The 17,424-nt window shown below is 59.1% G+C and carries 19 protein-coding genes; 3 read left to right on the forward strand and 16 right to left on the reverse strand.

Features of this window, described 5'->3' with window-relative positions:
* Positions 1–137 precede the first annotated feature (137 nt).
* From AC56KZ_RS19340 to AC56KZ_RS19375, 8 genes are all read right to left on the reverse strand, one after another.
* Complete coding sequence (locus tag AC56KZ_RS19340; protein ID WP_497163814.1) at positions 138–1,118, reverse strand: CE1 family esterase; 981 nt, start codon at positions 1,116–1,118, stop codon at positions 138–140.
* Between the two features lie 1,052 nt (positions 1,119–2,170).
* Complete coding sequence (locus AC56KZ_RS19345; RefSeq protein WP_497163815.1) at positions 2,171–2,446, reverse strand: hypothetical protein; 276 nt, start codon at positions 2,444–2,446, stop codon at positions 2,171–2,173.
* 112 nt (positions 2,447–2,558) lie between these two features.
* Complete coding sequence (locus tag AC56KZ_RS19350; RefSeq protein WP_379725255.1) at positions 2,559–2,723, reverse strand: hypothetical protein; 165 nt, start codon at positions 2,721–2,723, stop codon at positions 2,559–2,561.
* Positions 2,724–2,805: 82 nt separating this feature from the next.
* Complete coding sequence (locus tag AC56KZ_RS19355) at positions 2,806–3,249, reverse strand: hypothetical protein (protein WP_497163816.1); 444 nt, start codon at positions 3,247–3,249, stop codon at positions 2,806–2,808.
* A 138-nt stretch (positions 3,250–3,387) separates the two neighbouring features.
* The gene (locus AC56KZ_RS19360) at positions 3,388–3,885 is read right to left on the reverse strand and encodes a DUF4279 domain-containing protein (protein WP_497163817.1); all 498 of its coding nucleotides are present in this window, start codon (positions 3,883–3,885) and stop codon (positions 3,388–3,390) included.
* Positions 3,886–4,057: 172 nt separating this feature from the next.
* Positions 4,058–4,435, reverse strand: coding sequence for a VOC family protein (locus AC56KZ_RS19365; protein ID WP_497163818.1), 378 nt, complete (start codon positions 4,433–4,435; stop codon positions 4,058–4,060).
* A 447-nt stretch (positions 4,436–4,882) separates the two neighbouring features.
* The gene (locus AC56KZ_RS19370) at positions 4,883–5,119 is read right to left on the reverse strand and encodes a hypothetical protein (protein WP_497163819.1); all 237 of its coding nucleotides are present in this window, start codon (positions 5,117–5,119) and stop codon (positions 4,883–4,885) included.
* Positions 5,120–5,249: 130 nt separating this feature from the next.
* Positions 5,250–5,501: a hypothetical protein gene (locus AC56KZ_RS19375; protein ID WP_497163820.1), complete on the reverse strand. Its 252-nt coding sequence runs from the start codon at positions 5,499–5,501 to the stop codon at positions 5,250–5,252.
* Positions 5,502–5,771: 270 nt separating this feature from the next.
* On the opposite strand from AC56KZ_RS19375, the gene AC56KZ_RS19380 reads away from it, so the two are divergent.
* Positions 5,772–6,887, forward strand: coding sequence for an NADH:flavin oxidoreductase/NADH oxidase (locus AC56KZ_RS19380; protein WP_497163821.1), 1,116 nt, complete (start codon positions 5,772–5,774; stop codon positions 6,885–6,887).
* 109 nt (positions 6,888–6,996) lie between these two features.
* Entirely contained in the window at positions 6,997–8,460 is a 1,464-nt protein-coding gene (locus AC56KZ_RS19385) for an APC family permease (RefSeq protein WP_497163822.1), read from the forward strand.
* Positions 8,461–8,526: 66 nt separating this feature from the next.
* On the opposite strand, the gene AC56KZ_RS19390 is transcribed toward AC56KZ_RS19385, so the two are convergent.
* The 5 genes from AC56KZ_RS19390 to AC56KZ_RS19410 form a co-directional block, all read right to left on the reverse strand.
* Entirely contained in the window at positions 8,527–8,997 is a 471-nt protein-coding gene (locus AC56KZ_RS19390) for a hypothetical protein (protein WP_497163823.1), read from the reverse strand.
* A 60-nt stretch (positions 8,998–9,057) separates the two neighbouring features.
* Positions 9,058–9,690, reverse strand: a complete 633-nt coding sequence (locus AC56KZ_RS19395; RefSeq protein WP_497163824.1) for a hypothetical protein — start codon at positions 9,688–9,690, stop codon at positions 9,058–9,060.
* Positions 9,691–9,864: 174 nt separating this feature from the next.
* Positions 9,865–12,024 (reverse strand): S46 family peptidase, encoded by a 2,160-nt coding sequence (locus tag AC56KZ_RS19400; RefSeq protein ID WP_497163825.1) that lies wholly within the window; start codon positions 12,022–12,024, stop codon positions 9,865–9,867.
* A 145-nt stretch (positions 12,025–12,169) separates the two neighbouring features.
* Complete coding sequence (locus AC56KZ_RS19405; RefSeq protein WP_497163826.1) at positions 12,170–13,447, reverse strand: phospholipase D-like domain-containing protein; 1,278 nt, start codon at positions 13,445–13,447, stop codon at positions 12,170–12,172.
* A gap of 68 nt (positions 13,448–13,515) precedes the next feature.
* The gene (locus tag AC56KZ_RS19410) at positions 13,516–13,785 is read right to left on the reverse strand and encodes a GlsB/YeaQ/YmgE family stress response membrane protein (protein WP_435763034.1); all 270 of its coding nucleotides are present in this window, start codon (positions 13,783–13,785) and stop codon (positions 13,516–13,518) included.
* A 330-nt stretch (positions 13,786–14,115) separates the two neighbouring features.
* On the opposite strand from AC56KZ_RS19410, the gene AC56KZ_RS19415 reads away from it, so the two are divergent.
* Positions 14,116–15,612: a hypothetical protein gene (locus AC56KZ_RS19415; protein WP_497163827.1), complete on the forward strand. Its 1,497-nt coding sequence runs from the start codon at positions 14,116–14,118 to the stop codon at positions 15,610–15,612.
* A gap of 89 nt (positions 15,613–15,701) precedes the next feature.
* Here AC56KZ_RS19415 and AC56KZ_RS19420 read toward each other — a convergent pair whose 3' ends face one another.
* From AC56KZ_RS19420 to AC56KZ_RS19430, 3 genes are read right to left on the reverse strand one after another with little or no spacing between them, the layout of a single operon-like run.
* On the reverse strand, positions 15,702–16,271 hold the full coding sequence (locus tag AC56KZ_RS19420) for a YceI family protein (protein WP_497163828.1): 570 nt from the start codon (positions 16,269–16,271) through the stop codon (positions 15,702–15,704).
* Positions 16,272–16,295: 24 nt separating this feature from the next.
* Positions 16,296–16,859, reverse strand: a complete 564-nt coding sequence (locus AC56KZ_RS19425; RefSeq protein WP_497163829.1) for a YceI family protein — start codon at positions 16,857–16,859, stop codon at positions 16,296–16,298.
* A complete protein-coding gene (locus tag AC56KZ_RS19430; protein ID WP_497163830.1) occupies positions 16,856–17,401 on the reverse strand; it encodes a cytochrome b in 546 nt (181 codons plus the stop codon). Before AC56KZ_RS19430 ends, AC56KZ_RS19425 begins: the two co-directional genes overlap by 4 nt.
* Positions 17,402–17,424: the final 23 nt, after the last annotated feature.

Here is a 17,424-nt window from a genome sequence, read left to right on the forward strand (position 1 = left end):
TTGAAGGCTGAAGTGGCAAAGCAGCTTCAGCCGCTAAGCAGACGTGGATGGCAGGATGCGATTGCATGGCTTTCCAGCTGGCGGCGCCTACAGTTGAATCCAAGACCCGAAGCTGACATTCCCATTGGGTTGCATCCCTAGCGTTTCGTGGCCTGAAGACGTTTATTGTCAAAGAAGCGCCACGCCGCTTCAGGCGTATCCTCATCGTGATTCATGTCCCCGATCAGTTTCCGAAGTACCCAGGTAAGATTCTCCGTACGCGACGATCCAGTGTGTCCACCACCGTCAATACGGAGAAGCTCCACTTGTAGCTGTGCCGGGTCCAGACCCCAGGTCACCCGGGTGGCACTTGTCGGGTCGTTCGCCTGAAGGTGCGGATAGCGATAGGAGACTGGGGTGTCGGCCAAACCAGCAAGCGTCCGCCATATAGCGACCGACTCATCAACTGAGCGACCACTGCCGCGTCCTGTGAGGCCGAACGCAGTAACTGCGCCGCCGCTATAGGGAGCGATTTTATCGGCAGTTCCATGGGTGACGAATACTGACAATGGGTGCGTCGGAGGTTTGCAGTTACTGTGCGCCGCCATCAAACTGCTTTGCACCCCAATCGCGGCGAGTCGAGGACCTAACTCAATACCGGCTCTGTAAGCCATTCCCCCGCCGTTCGACGTACCGAACAGGTAGATACGGCTGGGATCTGCACCGAACTCCGAAATGGCGCGGTCGATCAGCTCTGACAAGAAACCGACGTCATCCGCCGGCGCATTAGTCGTGGCATCGGCGCGGCAATCATTCCAGGCCTGCTTGCCATTGCTGGCCTTGATGCCGTCGGGTGCAATAAGCATCACTTTCTTGTTGACTGCAAGCCTTGCCCAGTCTTGCGAGCGATAGTCGCCGAAGGAGTCCTGTCCAAGCATCCATGCTGCGTTAGCGCCATGTCCGTGGAGAAGAATCACTACCGGCCGCAATGTCACAGACAAACCATCTGGCTGCATGACCCGGAACTGCCGGAGACCTTCCGGGCGCACCAGCTCGTGGGTGGTGATGGTCGAGGCATACGCCGAATGCCAGCCCATCAGGCTGGCGAACAGCAAGGTGACGCTTCTGCGAATGGTCATCGTAGAGTCTCGGTAGGGGTGGCTCGACATTACGCTACATTACTAAGCTGATCACGGCGCCAAAGCTACGCTACCAAGGTCCACTGCTGGCCGGAAGGAGACCTACTGTCACGTCCGCCAACGACCCGAAGTGGACCGTGGCGAGCGAGGATTTCCGTAACGGTCGATAAGCAAGATTGCTAACGCACTCGCGTTAAGTTCTGTCCCTGCTCGACAAAACTTGCTGCTGCGCCGCTGAAGCCAGCGCATCGATCTTCGGTAATCACCTTGGCCCGGGCTTCACTCGTACTGATCACCAGGGTGCACAACGATGGGTTGTCCAGCACCCCGTCATCTCGAAATATCGGCACTCGAAGCGTCAAGCGATCACCGTCGCTCGTAGCTAGTCCACGAAGATGACCGGTATGCTGCGTTGGATTCGGAGCAACAATCGAGAAGTCCACCGCATAAGTGCCGGTAGCCACTGGCGTAACGCGCAATCGACTAACGCCAATTGGAGAGGTTGCCGTGACGGTTTCATAGGTGACGGTTTGGGGACTTGGTGGCTGCGCATGGGCAAGTGTTCCGAGCAGCGTGAAAACGCAAATAATTAGTCTACGCACGCGTTACTTCCCCCAAGGTTTTTGATGGTTCGCTAGTCATATTCCACGGCCGCTGTTGGCTGGTCGCCGCCGTTCGGCCGCGGCTGCTTACGACCCGAAGCGGACGTCGTAATGGATGGGCGACAGTCAGCGAGCATTGCGTATGCTCTTAAACAATCTGTAACCTAGCCATACGCTTAGACTGAGTAGGACATAAAACAAAGTGTTTAGAACAAAAAGCTTGAAGCTTTGAGGACAGCCCCACATGCAGAAAACCATGGTAGTCCCCCATGTCCATACCAGCCCCACAACCGACGCAATCAGTGCAAACGATAGCAGCACCTTGTTCATAAACCCTCTATTGTTGAGTGTTGTGCGGTAGTCAGCTTCTGGCCGATTGCAGACCTGTTGTAGCGTCTGCTTACGACCCATTGCGGACCTTCCGCTATGGGCGCCATGCTCGGTGCCCCATCAGCCAACCATAGTCCCGGCTTTACGCACGAGTTCAAACTCGTGAGGCAGCATGTAAAGTCCGCCGTGTCCTGTTAGCCCGGGTCCAATCTCCCAACTGATCGAAACGCTTGCTTTGCCGTGCTCCGGGAAATTTTCAATTGGATACTCATGATTGAGCATCTTTTTGATGTGGATTAGCTCATCCCCCGATAGCACGTTGAGGAACTCTTGACATATCTCGACGACGCGGACGATGTCACCAAGTTCCACCACGTTCCCGTGCCTGTCGTTCATATTTATCGCGTCGACGTCGTAAATCGTTATGTGGTGACCATCTGCTTCTGGCCGGTTGCAGACCTGATGTTGCGTCCGCTCCCGACCCATTTCAGACGTCCAGACCACAGGTTTAAGAACGCGCTTTTTCGAGCGATTCCTGCAACTTCACGATCAGGGCTTCGACTTCGCTTTCGGAAAGATCTAACGGATCTCCATGCGAACCAACGGCGATAACGCATACTGCAGAACCGTCGTACCAGACGTCCAGACGGTCCTGTTCAAAGAGTTGGGGCATTGCACAATTCCTTGCGTGAGTTTTGGTCTGCTCATGGCCGTTTGCAGATCTGACGTAACGTCCGCTACCGACCCAAGCGGACCTAATCCGAACTAGACCCGACTAGTAACACGTGCTGGTCCTTTCTAAGGAAAAGATATGCAAAATCCCAGAATACTGGGTAGTCGGGATGCCCCTCTGCAAACTCAAACGACTTGATTTCGTGGGCTCTTTGACTCAACTGTACGACGCTATCGCGAATGTTTCCCAACAGGCGGGAGAAATCTGCCGACCTGAGGACGTTTGGACCAGGTCCAGCGCCTTTGTCGCCAACATAAGCCAAGCTTTGAAGCAGTGTTTCTACAACCTCGGTCGCGCCCACGTCGCGTACACCATTAAGCACGGCTTCATGACCAATCAATCTGTTGACGATACTGTTGATCTCATCTGTACTTTCCGGCATGCCCGAGTACACGCGGAGAGACACCGAATAGTTGATGCCGTCGGAGTTCAACAGATCAGCCATGTCGGTCAGCGTTCTTGGCATCACCATCTATTCATCCCTCTATCTGTGCTCAGAAACGCATGCCTGATCGTCTGCTTTTGGCCGATAGCGGCCATATTGTAGCGCCGCCTACGACTCAGAGCTGCGGCACTTTTTTTCAGCCTGCAGAGTGCGCTCAGGCTAGCGACAGGTAAAATTGAACGACAAGGACAAGTTCAACATCTTAACAAGTCTAGTTGCGGATATGTCCGTCACAATCATTGGATATGGAATGTCAGACAGGCATCCCAGGCATAAATCAGCCCAAGCAGCTTTCTCCACGATTTGTGCGAAGAACGCCTCATGAGAGCTCACGGCACCAAGCAACCAGTTGATGTGCTCGTTGATGGGAGAGTTGCGACTAAGCGGCGATGCCAGCATCCACAAGTCTTCCTTTCGTATCGCTGAAGATCGGGTTGAGACCCTATCACCTGCCAAATGACTCTTCGAGGCCAAAAGACCAGTCGTCAGAAATATCGCTTCGTGATACGCGCCGACCCCTCCGATACGAATGGATGCATCGAACTGAAAAAAGGGCGATGTGACAGGATACTGTCTGATTGACGAGACTCTCTCGTGGCGCTTTTGAATACGCGTCAGCTTTCTCTTTGTCGAAGTACTTACGCGAGTCATTCTCATCCTTAACGGTAGCGGGTAGCACCATAGGCAATGAAGTGCGGGTGCCCCACCGGGCTGTGGATTGTCCGCTATTGGCCGGTAGCGGACGTACTGCAGCGTCCGCTTCCGACCGAAAGCAGCCCCGCGCGGGGGGACCGCTGGGTGGCTGACTCTAACGCTTGAGATTGAATAGTTAGGGCTTTACGCGCCATGGCGGATTAAGCCTGTTCTCGCCTGCATGGTAGAGACAAACGACATTTCCGGACGGATCAGCAAGCCTTGCCTCTCGCCAAAGCCATGGCTGATCTTGTGGCTCATGGATGAAGGTCAGGCCGAGAGACTTAAGTTCTGCGGCCTGAAGGTCGACATTGGCGCACTCGAAGTAGACCGTTGTCACGGGGCAGCTAACTCTATCGTCCGCGGCGTGAACCGAAAACGTGCTATCGCCGACAGTAGACTTGAAGCGGGCGTAGTGGGGTGAGCTCACAATCAGCTCGAAGCCCATCACCCGATAGAAGGCCACGGAGGCACCAACATCTATTACTGGAATTGTTATTTGGTTGAGCTGCATTGAACGGGCCTAACGTAATGTAGATACCCGAAAAGGTGTTTTTGTGTCGGGTCGCTGAATTTGATCATGTGGATGACGCTTTTGAGGTATCAATGACTTAGCGGACTTTATCACGCCCTAATAGTGAGAACAAATGCACCTCATGGATGATACGTAATGAAATCATCCAAGGTCCGCTTTTGGCCGTGTGCGGACCTATTGTAGCGTCTGCTTTCGACCCGAAGCGGCCAGCTGCGCCTGCATCCTTGACTGGATGCAGGTGGCACATGGTGCCAGGTCGGACGATACAGGTCGGCCTATTGGACGTCTGCAATCCACGACCCATTGCGGACCTTCTTTAGCATCTCTGATCTCAACGGCTTCGCCGTAGTGCAAAAACCATGAACTCAACGTCGCTAGGATCGGCGAGCCATCTTGCTGCGATCATCTTTCCCGGATTTTCTGCGTTTAGAAGATCGGTATCCGCCTGCCATGTCTTGCTGTCAGGATCACCAAAGCCAACCGTGCATCCTGAGCTAATAAGGCAGTCGTAACGCGAGCAATTACCAAGGGAAGCACTTCCCTTGTGAAAGCTGGTCCGCCGAACTTCGCGGCAGCGACATGCCAGAGGAAAACGAGATCGCGCTCAGCTTCACAAATCAAGGACCTGATCCACTCTTGTTCAAGCCGGTCTGTTTCGCTCATAAAGGGTATCCGCCTACAGAAAAGGCCACCACGCTCAATGTCCGCTACTGGCCGGAAGCAGACCGCCCTCGACGTCCGCAAACGACCCACAGCAGAAGTTAGAGTGCATAGGTGCTCGAGTGTGTAATGTTCAGTTGGCGGTCAAAATGGCAAGAAAAGTGGCACCGGAAAAAACTGCCAGAATACTTAACCACATCACGATTACTCCGTCTCGTGTTCTTTCTCGCCATAACCTTAGGAAATAGCCAAAATCATCGGCACGACACTTTCCTTCGTTGACATGCTTGGCCCACAAATAGTTGTTCACGACGCCGCAAAATATGATGAGGAAACTGAAGAAGTTACGGTAGGGGTAGAGCCACTCGAGGACGTCCGTCAGCATATCGCTCCTGGCAGGGATGAGTTGCGTATTCTGTACCTATAGTACGTCCGCTCTTGGCCAACAGCGGAAAGGCGGCATGGTTCAGTGTACGAGCTTGTTGCTAGCCGGACAAGTCGCCAAGCCACGGCAGCGCTCGGTCGATGTCGCAGATCTGATTACTCTGCAGAGTGCATTGTTAAACCGCCCGTCACTACCGTACACCTCCCAAATCTGCAGAATCATTCCAGGTTCGCTAGACTTTGCAGTTCAAACAAGAACCGAAAGCCCCTCATGAGCATGCTTTTCACCCCCTACCAACTCGGCCCTTTGGCGCTGTCGAACCGGATCGCCATCGCGCCGATGTGCCAGTACTCGGCCATCGACGGTCACGCCACCGACTGGCACATGATCCACCTCGGCCAGCTGGCCGTGTCGGGCGCGGCGCTCCTGATCATCGAGGCCACCGCCGTCACGCCCGAGGGTCGCATCTCGCCAGACGACCTCGGGCTGTGGTCCGACGCGCACCTGGAATCATTGAAACCCGTTATCGCTGCGATCCGCCGCCATGCGCCAATAAAAATCGCGGTTCAGCTCGCGCACGCCGGCCGCAAGGCGTCGAGCGCCGCGCCCTGGTTCGGCGGCGCCAACATCAAGCCGGATGAGGAGCGCGGCTGGCAAACGGTCGCGCCCTCGAGCCTGGCGCATGCCGAAGGCGAGACCGTGCCGCTGGCGCTCGATGCCGGCGGCCTGCAGCGTATCAAACAGGGTTTCGTGGACGCAACGCTGCGTGCGCAGGCGCTCGGACTGGACGCCATCGAACTGCACGGCGCGCATGGCTACCTGCTGCACCAGTTCCTGTCGCCGCTGTCGAACCGGCGCGAGGACGACTACGGCGGCGCGCTGGAAAACCGCATGCGTTTTCCGCTCGAAGTGTTCGAGGCCGTGCGCGCGGCGGCACCAAGCTCGATGTGCGTCGGCATGCGCATTTCGGCCACCGACTGGGTTGAGGGCGGGTGGGACATCGAACAAAGCGTGTGCTTTGCGCGCGAGCTGGAACAGCGCGGTTGCGGTTTCATGCACGTGTCGAGCGGCGGGGTGTCGCCGGCGCAAAAAATCCCGGTCGGCGCCGGCTACCAGATCGCCTTTGCCGAGCGCATCAAGCGAGAGACGGGTATGCCGACCATCGGCGTGGGCATGATCACCGAGCCGCAGCAGGCCGAACATATCCTGCAGTCAGGCCAGGCCGACATGGTGGCGCTGGCGCGCGCCATGCTGTACAACCCGCGCTGGCCCTGGCACGCCGCCGCCGAACTCGGTGCGCAGGTGACCGCGCCGCCCCAGTACTGGCGCTCGCAGCCGCACCAGCACAAGGAGTTGTTCGGCGAAACAAGGCTGGGTCAACGTTAAAAGTATTTCCTCAACAACAGCCGAAGCGTCCAGAACCGCCCTATAATCGCGAACTTTGGCGAGGTTTTCACCCCAGCCATTTCTCGATAAAGCAACAAAAGGACACTCTGTGAATTTGACCCTGGGCCAGAAGCTGTTTCGTACCAAATCGGCAGAACGCGCGCATGAAGACAGCCAGGCCCACGGCGGCCTTCAACGTTCGCTGGGCCTGTTCCCGCTGACGATGATCGGCGTTGGCGCCACCGTCGGTACCGGGATTTTCTTCACGATGGTGGAAGCCGTGCCCAAGGCCGGCCCGGCCGTGATCCTCTCCTTCTTGATCGCGGCGATCACCGCCGGCCTCACTGCCCTGTGCTACGCCGAACTGGCCGGGCGCGTGCCCGCCTCGGGCTCGTCGTATTCGTTTGCTTACGCCACCGTCGGCGAATTCGCCGCCTTCATCGTCGCCGCCTGCCTGCTGCTCGAATACGGCCTGGCCGGCAGCGCGGTCGCAATCGGCTGGTCCGATTACCTGAATAATTTCCTCTTGAACGCCTTTGGCTGGGAGATACCCGCCCACCTGCGCTCGCCGATGTTCGTCTCCGACCACAGCAACTTGAGCGTCCAGTCCGGGAACTTCAACCTGCCGCCGGTGATCCTGATCGTCATGTGCTGCTTCCTGCTGGTGCGCGGCGCCAAGGAATCGGCCACGACGAATGCGGTGATGGTGGTCATCAAACTGGCGATCCTGGCCTTCTTCGCGGCCATCGCATTTACCGGTTTCGACGCCAATAATTTCACGCCTTTCTTCAATACCGATAACAGCAAGGGCTTTGCCGGCATGGCCGGCGTCACGGCCGCCGCGGGTACCGTGTTCTTCTCCTTCATCGGCCTGGATACCATCGCCACCGCCGGCGAAGAAGTCAAGGACCCGCGCCGCAATGTGCCGATCGGTATCCTGGCGGCCCTGGTCATCGTCACCGTGTTCTACATGCTGGTCGCCCTGGCCGCGATGGGCGCCCAGCCGGCGCACCTGTTCGAAGGACAAGAGGCGGGTCTGTCGGTGATCCTGCAAAACGTCACGGGCCAGGCCTGGCCGGCGCTGATCCTGTCGGCCGGCGCCGTGGTGTCGGTGTTCTCGGTGACGCTGGTAACCATCTACGGCCAGACGCGCATCCTGTACGCCATCAGCCGCGACGGCCTGATTCCGAAAACCTTCCAGAAGGTGAACCCGCGCACCGGCGCACCGGTGTCGAACACCATCATCGTCTGCGTGGTGGTGGGCCTGATCGCCGGCCTGGTCGACTCGACCTTCTTGTGGGACATGGTCAGCATGGGCACGCTGACGGCGTTCATCGTGGTCTCGATCGCGGTGCCGGTGATCCGCGCCAAGCAGGGTCCGAACGCCGAAGTGGGTTTCCGCGTGCCGTTCGGCCCCTACGTGATTCCGGGCCTGTCGATCCTGGCTTGCCTGTACATCATGAAAGACCTGCCGTTGGCGACCTACCGCGTGTTCCTGATCTGGATGGCGGCCGCGGTGGCGACCTATTTCCTGTACAGCGTGCGGCATAGCCGGCTGAACAAAAAGGCTTAAACGATCGCCTGAATTGAAAAGCCGCGTGTAACGCGGCTTTTTTGATTTGAACAGAGGAGCGCCTGGTCAGCAGCTCGGAGGAAGCGGGCGCAGGTAACGACCCACCTTTTGTGCCACGCTGCCGTCCTTGTTCAACAGGATCATCTGGCCATCCTGCCATTTCACCTTGTTTTCCATTCTCATCGACCTGCCATTGGCCTTGAACTCCGAAATCAGGTAGCCCGCTTCCGTCAGTTTCCAGCTTCCCTTGAGTGAATCGAGACCGGCCTTGCGCATGTCAGCGCGTTTCGCACCACAGGACGGGTACACAACCAAAGTATGATCCGGATTGAACTGGGTTACCGTGCCGAGCAAACCTGCCTTCGTCGCCATGGCCAGTTGTTTCTCATTCCATGCTGCGGCCTGCGGCGTCATGCCTTCCTGCCAGGCGCCGACCAAGGGAGCCTCGGTCGGCGAGACAGCTGGCGCGGCTGCCTTGACGCTGCCGGCAAACAAGAACATGAACAGGGCACAAGCTGTTTTCAATTCACGCTTCATTTGACTGCCTCCGTTTTTGAAGCCTTTATCCTGCCATCATCTTTGCATAAGAGCAATAATTTATTGTGCGGGCGGGGGCACAATGATCGGCTTTCCAGCATGATTCATCCTCGCCATGCATGCCGCGAAATCACGAATGAACCCGTCGCGCAGGACCTTGTACTCGTCGAAGCTTTGGAACGCGCGCCGTTTCGGGTCCTGGTTCAGCAGATAAGCCGTGGCGATGACTTCCTGCCGGTCGTCAAACAGGGTGACAAAGCTGATGACGCCATTGACCAGCGCGGTGTTGTTGATGGCTGCGATGTCGATGCCATGCTCGCTGCGCTCCTCGATTCCCACCCCGGAGCCCGCCGGTGCGCGCTTGATCATCTGGCGCATCTGGTCGCGTACCGCCTGCTTGTCGGCCGCATACCGTCCGGCAACCGAGCGTTCCACCTTGAGGTTGACGAAATCCGCGGTGTTTGGAAAAGCGAACATCGCCTTGTAGCCGTCCGCCACCGAAATCGTGCGCTGGCCAGCTTCTGTGTCGACCTTGCGCTCGCTTGGCATGACCGCACCGCGGATGATCGACGTCGCCTTTAAACTTCCATTCAGCGGGCACTGCGTGTACGACACAAGCGGGCTTTGCTCCGACGCTGCGGCGGGAATGTGGAACAGCGAAGTCAGCAAAAGGGCGCCAAGGAGTTGTTTCATCGTGAACCTGTCTCGTAATGTGTATTTGAATGCACCAGTATGCTGCCGAACACGCTGAAGAATGCGGCGTCATTGGAGTATTTGCAGGAGGGCGGGGCGGTATCGCGTCGCGCTACGGACGAAAAAAAAGCCACGCGCCTTGCGGCAGCGTGGCTATCTTTCATCGAACGCCGATTACAGAGCGTTCATTTCCTTCAGCAGGTTGTCCGCCTTGTCCACATGCTTCATGTTCCACAGCATGTAGCGCGAGTCGACCTGGATCGAACGGGTGTTGGCCGAGTTGAAGTCCCAGTCCGAAATGATCGAATCGAGGGTGCCGTCAAAGGCCAGGCCGATCAGTTCGCCGCGCTTGTTCAGTGCCGCCGAACCCGAGTTGCCGCCGGTGATGTCGAGGTTTGCCAGGTAGTTGACAGGCACGGTCTTCAGCGCAGGGTCGACATACTTGCCGAAGTCCTTGGCCTTGATCGCAGCGAGCTGGGCGGTTGGGGCGTTGAACTCGCCTTCGCCGGTGTGCTTCGCGACCACACCCTTGGTAGTGGTGAACGCGGTCCACGAACCGGTGCCGTCGGCGCCATGTGGGCGGCCCATGATCTTGCCGAAGGTAACACGCAGGGTGCCGTTGGCGTCAGGGTAGACGGCCTGGCCCTTGCTGTTCATGTAGGCGATCTTCGCCTTCATGTAGGCGCCGTAGGACTTCTGGATCTTGCCGCCGAGTTCTTCCTGCTTGGCTTCGTCCTTCATGTCCTGCTCGTACATGGCAACGGCGGCGCGGATAAAGCTGTCGTTGCTGGCCTTGAACTCGGCCGGCGTCTTCTTCAGCCACGCGGTGCGTGCTTCCTTGTTGGCCAGGGTCGAACCGGCGTAGGCCTTGTCGATCGCGGCTTTCAGTTCATCGGCACTCATGCCGGCGCGCAGGCCGAGGGCGGCGTTGAACGACTTGTCCTGCTCCGCTGCCGGCTGGGCCAGGTATTTGGTCAGGAAGTGCTGCACCAGGGCCTTGTCGACCTTTTCGTCGTAGGTGCGGTCCTGGCCGGTAACGACCGAGGTCAGGCGCGCCATGTCGCGTTCCTGGTAGCCCGACTTGCGCTGGGCGTCCGGCTTGGTACGCTCGTTGGCCAGGCGGTACAGCGAACGTGCCGTGCTCAGGAAGCGTGGCTGGGCGTAGGTGGCATAGAAGCCTTCCTTGGTCTTGCTGTCGCGCTCGGCGATCAGCTTTTCGACCGTGTCGATCTCTGCGCCGAACTGCTTCTTGCGGGCGGCATCGGCGTTGACCCAGGCTTTCAGGGCATTGTGCTCGGCCGTCTTGCGCGCCAGGAAATCGCTTTCCCCGTAGGAGGTCAGCATGCCCTTGCGGTTCTTGTAGTAATTGTTCACGCCCGCGACCTGGCCGGCATACTTCAGCTTGGCGGCCGGATCGTTCTTGGTCTCGCGCTCGATAATTGCCAGCACCTCACCCGAGGCTTGCACGAATGCAGGGTAGTTCCAGTCGAAGGTGTACTGCACTTCCGACGGCAGGCGGTGGCGGTTGGTGCGGCCAGGGTAGCCCAGGACCATGACGAAATCGCCTTCCTTCGAGCCTTCGGCAGCAATCTTCAGGTGGTGCTTCGGCACGTAGGGAACGTTGTCGGTCGAGTAGTCGGCGGCCTTGCCGTCTTTCGACACGTAGGCGCGGTAGAAACCGTAATCGCCGGTGTGGCGCGGCCACATCCAGTTATCGGTGTCGCCGCCGAATTTACCGACGCCCGACGGTGGCGCGTGCACCAGGCGCACGTCGCGGATTTCCAGTTGCTTCAGGCGATAGAACTCGAGGCCGCCGTAATAGCTGGCCACGGTGCAGCGGTAGCCGGCAGTCTTTTCGCAGGCTGCAACCATTTCTTTCTGGTTCTTTTCGATCGCATCGATACGCGCCTTGCCGGTCAGCTTGGCCACTTTGGAGTCGATGATCTGCTCGGTGACATTTGCCACTTCCTCGGTCACGAACACGCGGCTGCCCGGCGAGGCCGGCACTTCTTCAGCGAAAGTCTTGGCCAGGAAACCGTTTGCCAGCAGATCTTTCTGCGGGGTCGAGTTGACGGCGATGCTGTTGTAGACGCAGTGGTGGTTGGTGACAACCAGGCCCTGCGGCGACACGAACGAGGCCGAGCAGCCGCCCAGGCTGACGATCGCGCCCATCGGGAATTCGGTCAGTTTGGTCAGCGTTGCCGGGTCGAGTTCGAGGCCTGCAGCCTTCAGTTGCTGGGCTACTTGTGGCAGCTGCTGCGGCATCCACATGCCTTCGTCCGCTTGTGCGGCGAAGCTGGTGAAGATGGCCAGCGAGAGGAGAGTCTTTTTCATTCGCGATCGATCAGAAAGAGTGTTGTCGGATACGTCTCGGCTCCATAGGAAGATCCCATGCGAGTATCCCGAGAGTATCCGTAATCCTCTGTCGCCTCGTCAACCGTTATTTCCTGACGGCGCCCTTTTGCCGGACGCCGGGTATTTACAGTTGCGCGCCGAACAGCGAAAAGACTTCGCTGCCCAGTTTTTCCAGCCACGGCCGGTTCTGCAGGGCCGCCAGCGTGATCGGGCGCGCCCGGCGCCAGTCGTCCTCGAAGATGCCCACCTGGGTCTTGGCGAAATCGGCATCGAGCACGTTCAGGTTCGCTTCGTCGTTAATGCTGAACGAGCGATTGTCGAAGTTGGTCGAGCCGACCGACACCATCAGCGCGTCCACGATCAGCGCCTTCACGTGGTACATCGTCGGCTGGTATTCGGAGATCTTGATACCGGCCGCCAGCAGCTCTGGCCAGCGCTCGCGCGAGGCCTGGCGCACGACTTCCGCGTCGATCTTGGTGCCGGGCGTGATGATGCGCACCCGCACGCCGCGCTTGGCGGCGGCCACCAGGGCGCGGATGGCCAGCTCGTCGGGCACGAAGTAGGACGCCGACAAGTCGATCGACTCGCGCGCGGCCGTGATGGCAAGCAGGTACATCAGGTGCATGCTGGCGCTGCCGCCGGTCGGCGAACTGGAAAACATTTGTGCCGGCATGCTTCCGCGTGCCTGGAGCGGCGGGAAATACAGCGGGCCGTCGAGCACCCTGCCGGTTGCCTTGGTCCAGTTATCCGTGAACACGGCCTGCATCTGGCCGATCACCGGCCCCTCGATGCGGAAATGGGTGTCGCGCCAGTGGTTCGCGTCTTGCGCATTGCCGCGCCACTGGTCGGCAATGCCGACGCCGCCGGTGAAGCCGATCAGGCCGTCGACGATGAGCAGCTTGCGGTGGGTGCGGTTGTTCAGGCGCGCAAGTTTCCACCAGGTCGGCTTGTGATAGCGCTGCACTTGCACCCCGGCATCGCGCATGCGCTGGATCGAAGCGTCGTCCATCTTCATGCTGCCGACAAAGTCGAGCATCAGGTGAACCTTCACGCCGGCCCTGGCCCGTTCGGACAGGGCATCGGAAAACTCCTTGCCGATCGACTCGGACCAATAAATATACGTTTCCAGGGTAATACTTTTTTGCGCACCGCGAATGGCGGTCAGCATGGCAGGGAAAATCTGGTCGCCGTTGAGCAGCGCATCGACTTTGTTGCCTTCGATGATGGGAGGTCCCAGCAGGACGCCCATCGAGCGCCGGAACTGGGGGTCGTGCACATTGTATTGGTGGGTCAGTTGCGTCTCGATCTGCTTCTCGCTCGGCATGAAATTGAGCGCAAGAAAGCCGACGAGGAGCGTCAGGATACTGGTGGAAATTGAAACGGCGACGGTATTGGCGCGCATAGTGACATCCGGGCGAAAAAAAACCAACGCATGGAAGCGTTGGTTTATGTGGGGCAGACCAACTTTTATTAGCGAACGCGGCCGCGACGCAGCAGGTTCACGATAGCCAGCAGGATGACAGCACCCAGGAAGGACACCAGCAGCGACGACACGCTGAAGTCATCCGAGTTGATGGTGCCGGAACCGAACAGTGGGGAGAGCAACCAGCCACCCAGGAAGGCGCCAATAATACCAACCACGATGTTCAGGATCATACCTTGCTCAGCATCCGTCTTCATGACCATGCTTGCGAGCCAGCCCAGGATACCACCGACGACGATCCAGATAATGAATAGCATTTTGATTCCTCCTCAATGTAAAAAAAATTCAACCGAGGCCAAGTAATTGCAAAGGCCATGTGAAAAAGTCTACGGAACCTCAGCACAGCGGGTCGGTGCGGCAACGAACGTTAGACGATGAATCTGTGATGTCGTTCCGCAAACTTTTTGCTGGTGCGTCTGTCTTTACGCAAATGTTAGTACGGCACCATGAAAATTGCCATATTGGAATGTCCTGAAGTGAGTGCGTCAGCGTACAGAAGAGCGGGTTCGAGGGGCATATTGTGGGATCACTGGCAACGCAATGTTGCAAGAAATGAACGCCATAATGACCTTTGAAAGGGATACACCATGAGCTACGACACCAACAAAACCCAGAATTCGCGTATGGTCACCGGCCTGTTCCCGGACCGTGCCAGCGCCGAGCGCGCTTACGGCGCCGTCTCCGAGCGCGGTTACACCAAGGACGACGTCAACCTGATGATGGCTGACGAGACCCGCAAGACCCATTTCGCTGACTCCGACACTGAACTCGGCAGCAAAGCAGCCGAAGGCGCCGGTATCGGCGCCGGCATCGGCGGCACCATTGGCGCCGTCCTGGCAGGTATCGCCGCCGTCGGCACCACCCTCGTGCTGCCAGGCGTTGGCCTGGTTGTCGCTGGTCCCCTGGCAGCGGCCCTGGCCGGCGCCGGTGCAGGCGGCCTGACCGGTGGCCTGATCGGTGCCCTGATCGGCGCCGGCATTCCTGAAGAGCGTGCCGCTCATTATGAGTCGGGCATCAAGCAGGGCGGCATCCTGATGGGCGTGAATGCCCGTTCGGACGACGACGCTGCCCACTTCGAGCGTACCTTTACTGAACATGGCGGTTCGCACGTCATCGGCACCGGCGTTGGCGCTGTTGGCGGTGCACTGGCCGGCGCCGCTATCGGCTCCGTCGCCGGTCCGATCGGTACGGTTGCAGGCGCTGCCATCGGCGGCATCACCGGCGGCATGGCCGGCAAGGGCGTGGGCGAAGTCGTCAACCCGAAGTCGGGTGACGACCTGAACGAACACCACCTGGCCAAAGGCGTTGGCGCCGGCACTGGCGCGGCAACCGGCGCGATGCTGGGCGCCGTTGGCGGCCCGATCGGCATGGCTGCGGGCGCCGTTGTCGGCGGCCTGGCGGGCGGTGCTGCCGGCCGCGGTGCCGGCGAAGTCGTCAACCCGAAGGGCGACGATGACCTGAACGACCATAACCTGGCGCAAGGCGTCGGCGGCGCCGGCGGTGCAGTTGCAGGTGCAACGGTTGGTGCAGTCGGCGGCCCGATCGGCATGGCTGCGGGCGCGATCATCGGCGGCCTGGCCGGCGGTGCTGCAGGCCGTGGCACTGGCGAAGTCATCAACTCGAAGCCGGACGACGAGCGTAGCGACCACAATCTGGCCAAAGGTGTTGGCGCAGGTGGCGGCGCAGCAGCTGGCGCAGCAGTCGGTGCGGTCGGCGGCCCGATCGGCATGGTCGTGGGTGCAGGCATCGGCGCAGCAGTCGGCGGCATGGCCGGCAAGGGCGTCGGCGGCCTGGTCAACCCTGCCCAGGAAGATGCACACTGGCGCAATGCGTACCAGACTCAGTCGCACTACACGCCTGGCTACACCTACGACGACTACCAGCCTGCTTACGCGCTGGGCTACAACGGCAAGAGCCGTTACCCAGGCAGCTACGACCAGAACGAGTCGCAGCTGGCGAACGAGTGGAATACGACCAAGGGCAATTCGCGCCTGTCGTGGGAGCAGGCCAAGATGGCCAGCCGCTCGGCTTGGGACAAGGTCGAGCGCGCCATTCCTGGCGACTCGGACCGTGACGGCAAGTAATTCGGCCGCGACGTCACCGCTGTAGCATGAAAAAAGCCCCGCTACCGAAAGGTAGCGGGGCTTTTTCTTTGACGCTCTACTGTAAAAGCTTACTGCTTGACGGCTTCCACTTGGATCGCCAGTTTCACTTCCGGCGAGAAGCGCGGCAGGCCGAAGGTCACGCCGTAGTCGCTGCGCTGGAAGGTGGCCGAGGCATCGGCGCCGCAGACTTCGCGCTTGAGCATCGGATGCTCGATGCACTTGAACTTGTTGATGGTCAGCGTCAGCGGCTTGGTGACGCCATGCAGGGTGAAATCGCCATCGACGGCCACCGGGGTGTCGCCATTGAAGCGCATTTTATTGCCCTTGAAGGTGGCGGTCGGGTACTTGGCGACGTCGAAGATGTCCGGCTTCCGTGCATGCTCGTTCATCTTCTGGTGACCGAAATCGACGCTGTTCATGTCGATCGTGATGTCGACGCTGCCGGTCTTGGCTGCGCGGTCGAGCACGACGGTGCCGCTGGTCTTGGTGAACTTGCCGCGCCAGACCGAAATGCCCATGTGGTCGGCTTCGAAGCTCGGGAAGGTGTGGTTCGGCTCGATCTGGTAGGTATCGGCGGCGGCGCAGGCGAGGCTGGCGCTGGTGGCCAGGGTGGCGGCGATCAGGAACTTGAGTTTCATGGGGGATGTCCTTGGTGAATCGTTTTATTGGCCCGCGGTGACGCGGAATTTGATGACAACTTCGTCGGCGACCATGCTTGTGTCTTTCCACTCGCCTTCGCCGATATTGAAAGCCAGCCGTCGGATCGGCAACTGTCCTTCGAATACGTTTTTGCCCGCCTCGGTTTTCACTGTCAGGGGAAAACTGACGTGAGCAACCTTGCCCTTGAGCGTCAGCTTGCCCGCCACGTTCAGTTTGCCGGGAGCGGCAAGCTTGATCGAGGTCGATACAAAACTTGCCTTTGGAAACTGCGCCGTATTGAACCACTCCTTCTTCGCAATTTCCCGATTGTATTCAGCATCGCCGAGGTCGAGGCTGGCGGTGGCGATCTCGACCGCCGCTTTCGCCGCTTGCGGGCGGGCCGCGTCATAGTCGATGGTGGCCGTAACCGTCTTGAATTTAGCGTCCACCGGCACGCCCATCTGCCGGAACACTGCGCTGACGCTGCTTTTGGCAGGATCGGTCTTGAGCGGGACGGCGGTCGCCAGCGAGGCGGAGAATGTGCCGGTGAGCAGCGCGGCGGCAGCGAGCAGATGCAGGGGTTTCATCGATTTCCTTGTTTGGAGAAGGGCAGCATGCGTCCCATGACACCGTCGCGGTCGACCAGCATGTGCTTGAACGCGGCCAGCACGTGCAGCACGACGAGCGCGGCCAGTCCCATGTTGAGCCAGTAGTGCAGGGCGCCGAGCACGGGTTTCAGGACAGGATCGGCATCGATCAGGACGGGCAGCGGCACCAGGCCGAAATACACGACCGGCACGCCGGCCGCCAGGCTGTAGAAATAACCCGACAGGGGAACGGCGAACATCATGACATACAAGAGCCCATGCGACAGATGCGCGCCGCGACGCTGCCAGGGCGCCATGCTCGCAGGATAGGCAGGCGGCTGGCAGCGCAGGCGCCACAGCAGGCGCAGCGTGGCAAGCAGCAAAATCGTAACCCCGGCCCATTTGTGCCATGAAAAATAACGCAGCTTGGTGGGCGTCAGGCCGGGAATGTCGGTCATGACCAGGCCCAGCGTGAAGTTGCCGATGATGAGCAGGGCAAGCAGCCAGTGGAAGGCGATGGCGGTGGAAGAATAACGCTGCATGAAAGGCCCGGGAGACTCTTTGT

This window comes from Telluria sp. LT2P34 (assembly GCF_059685915.1).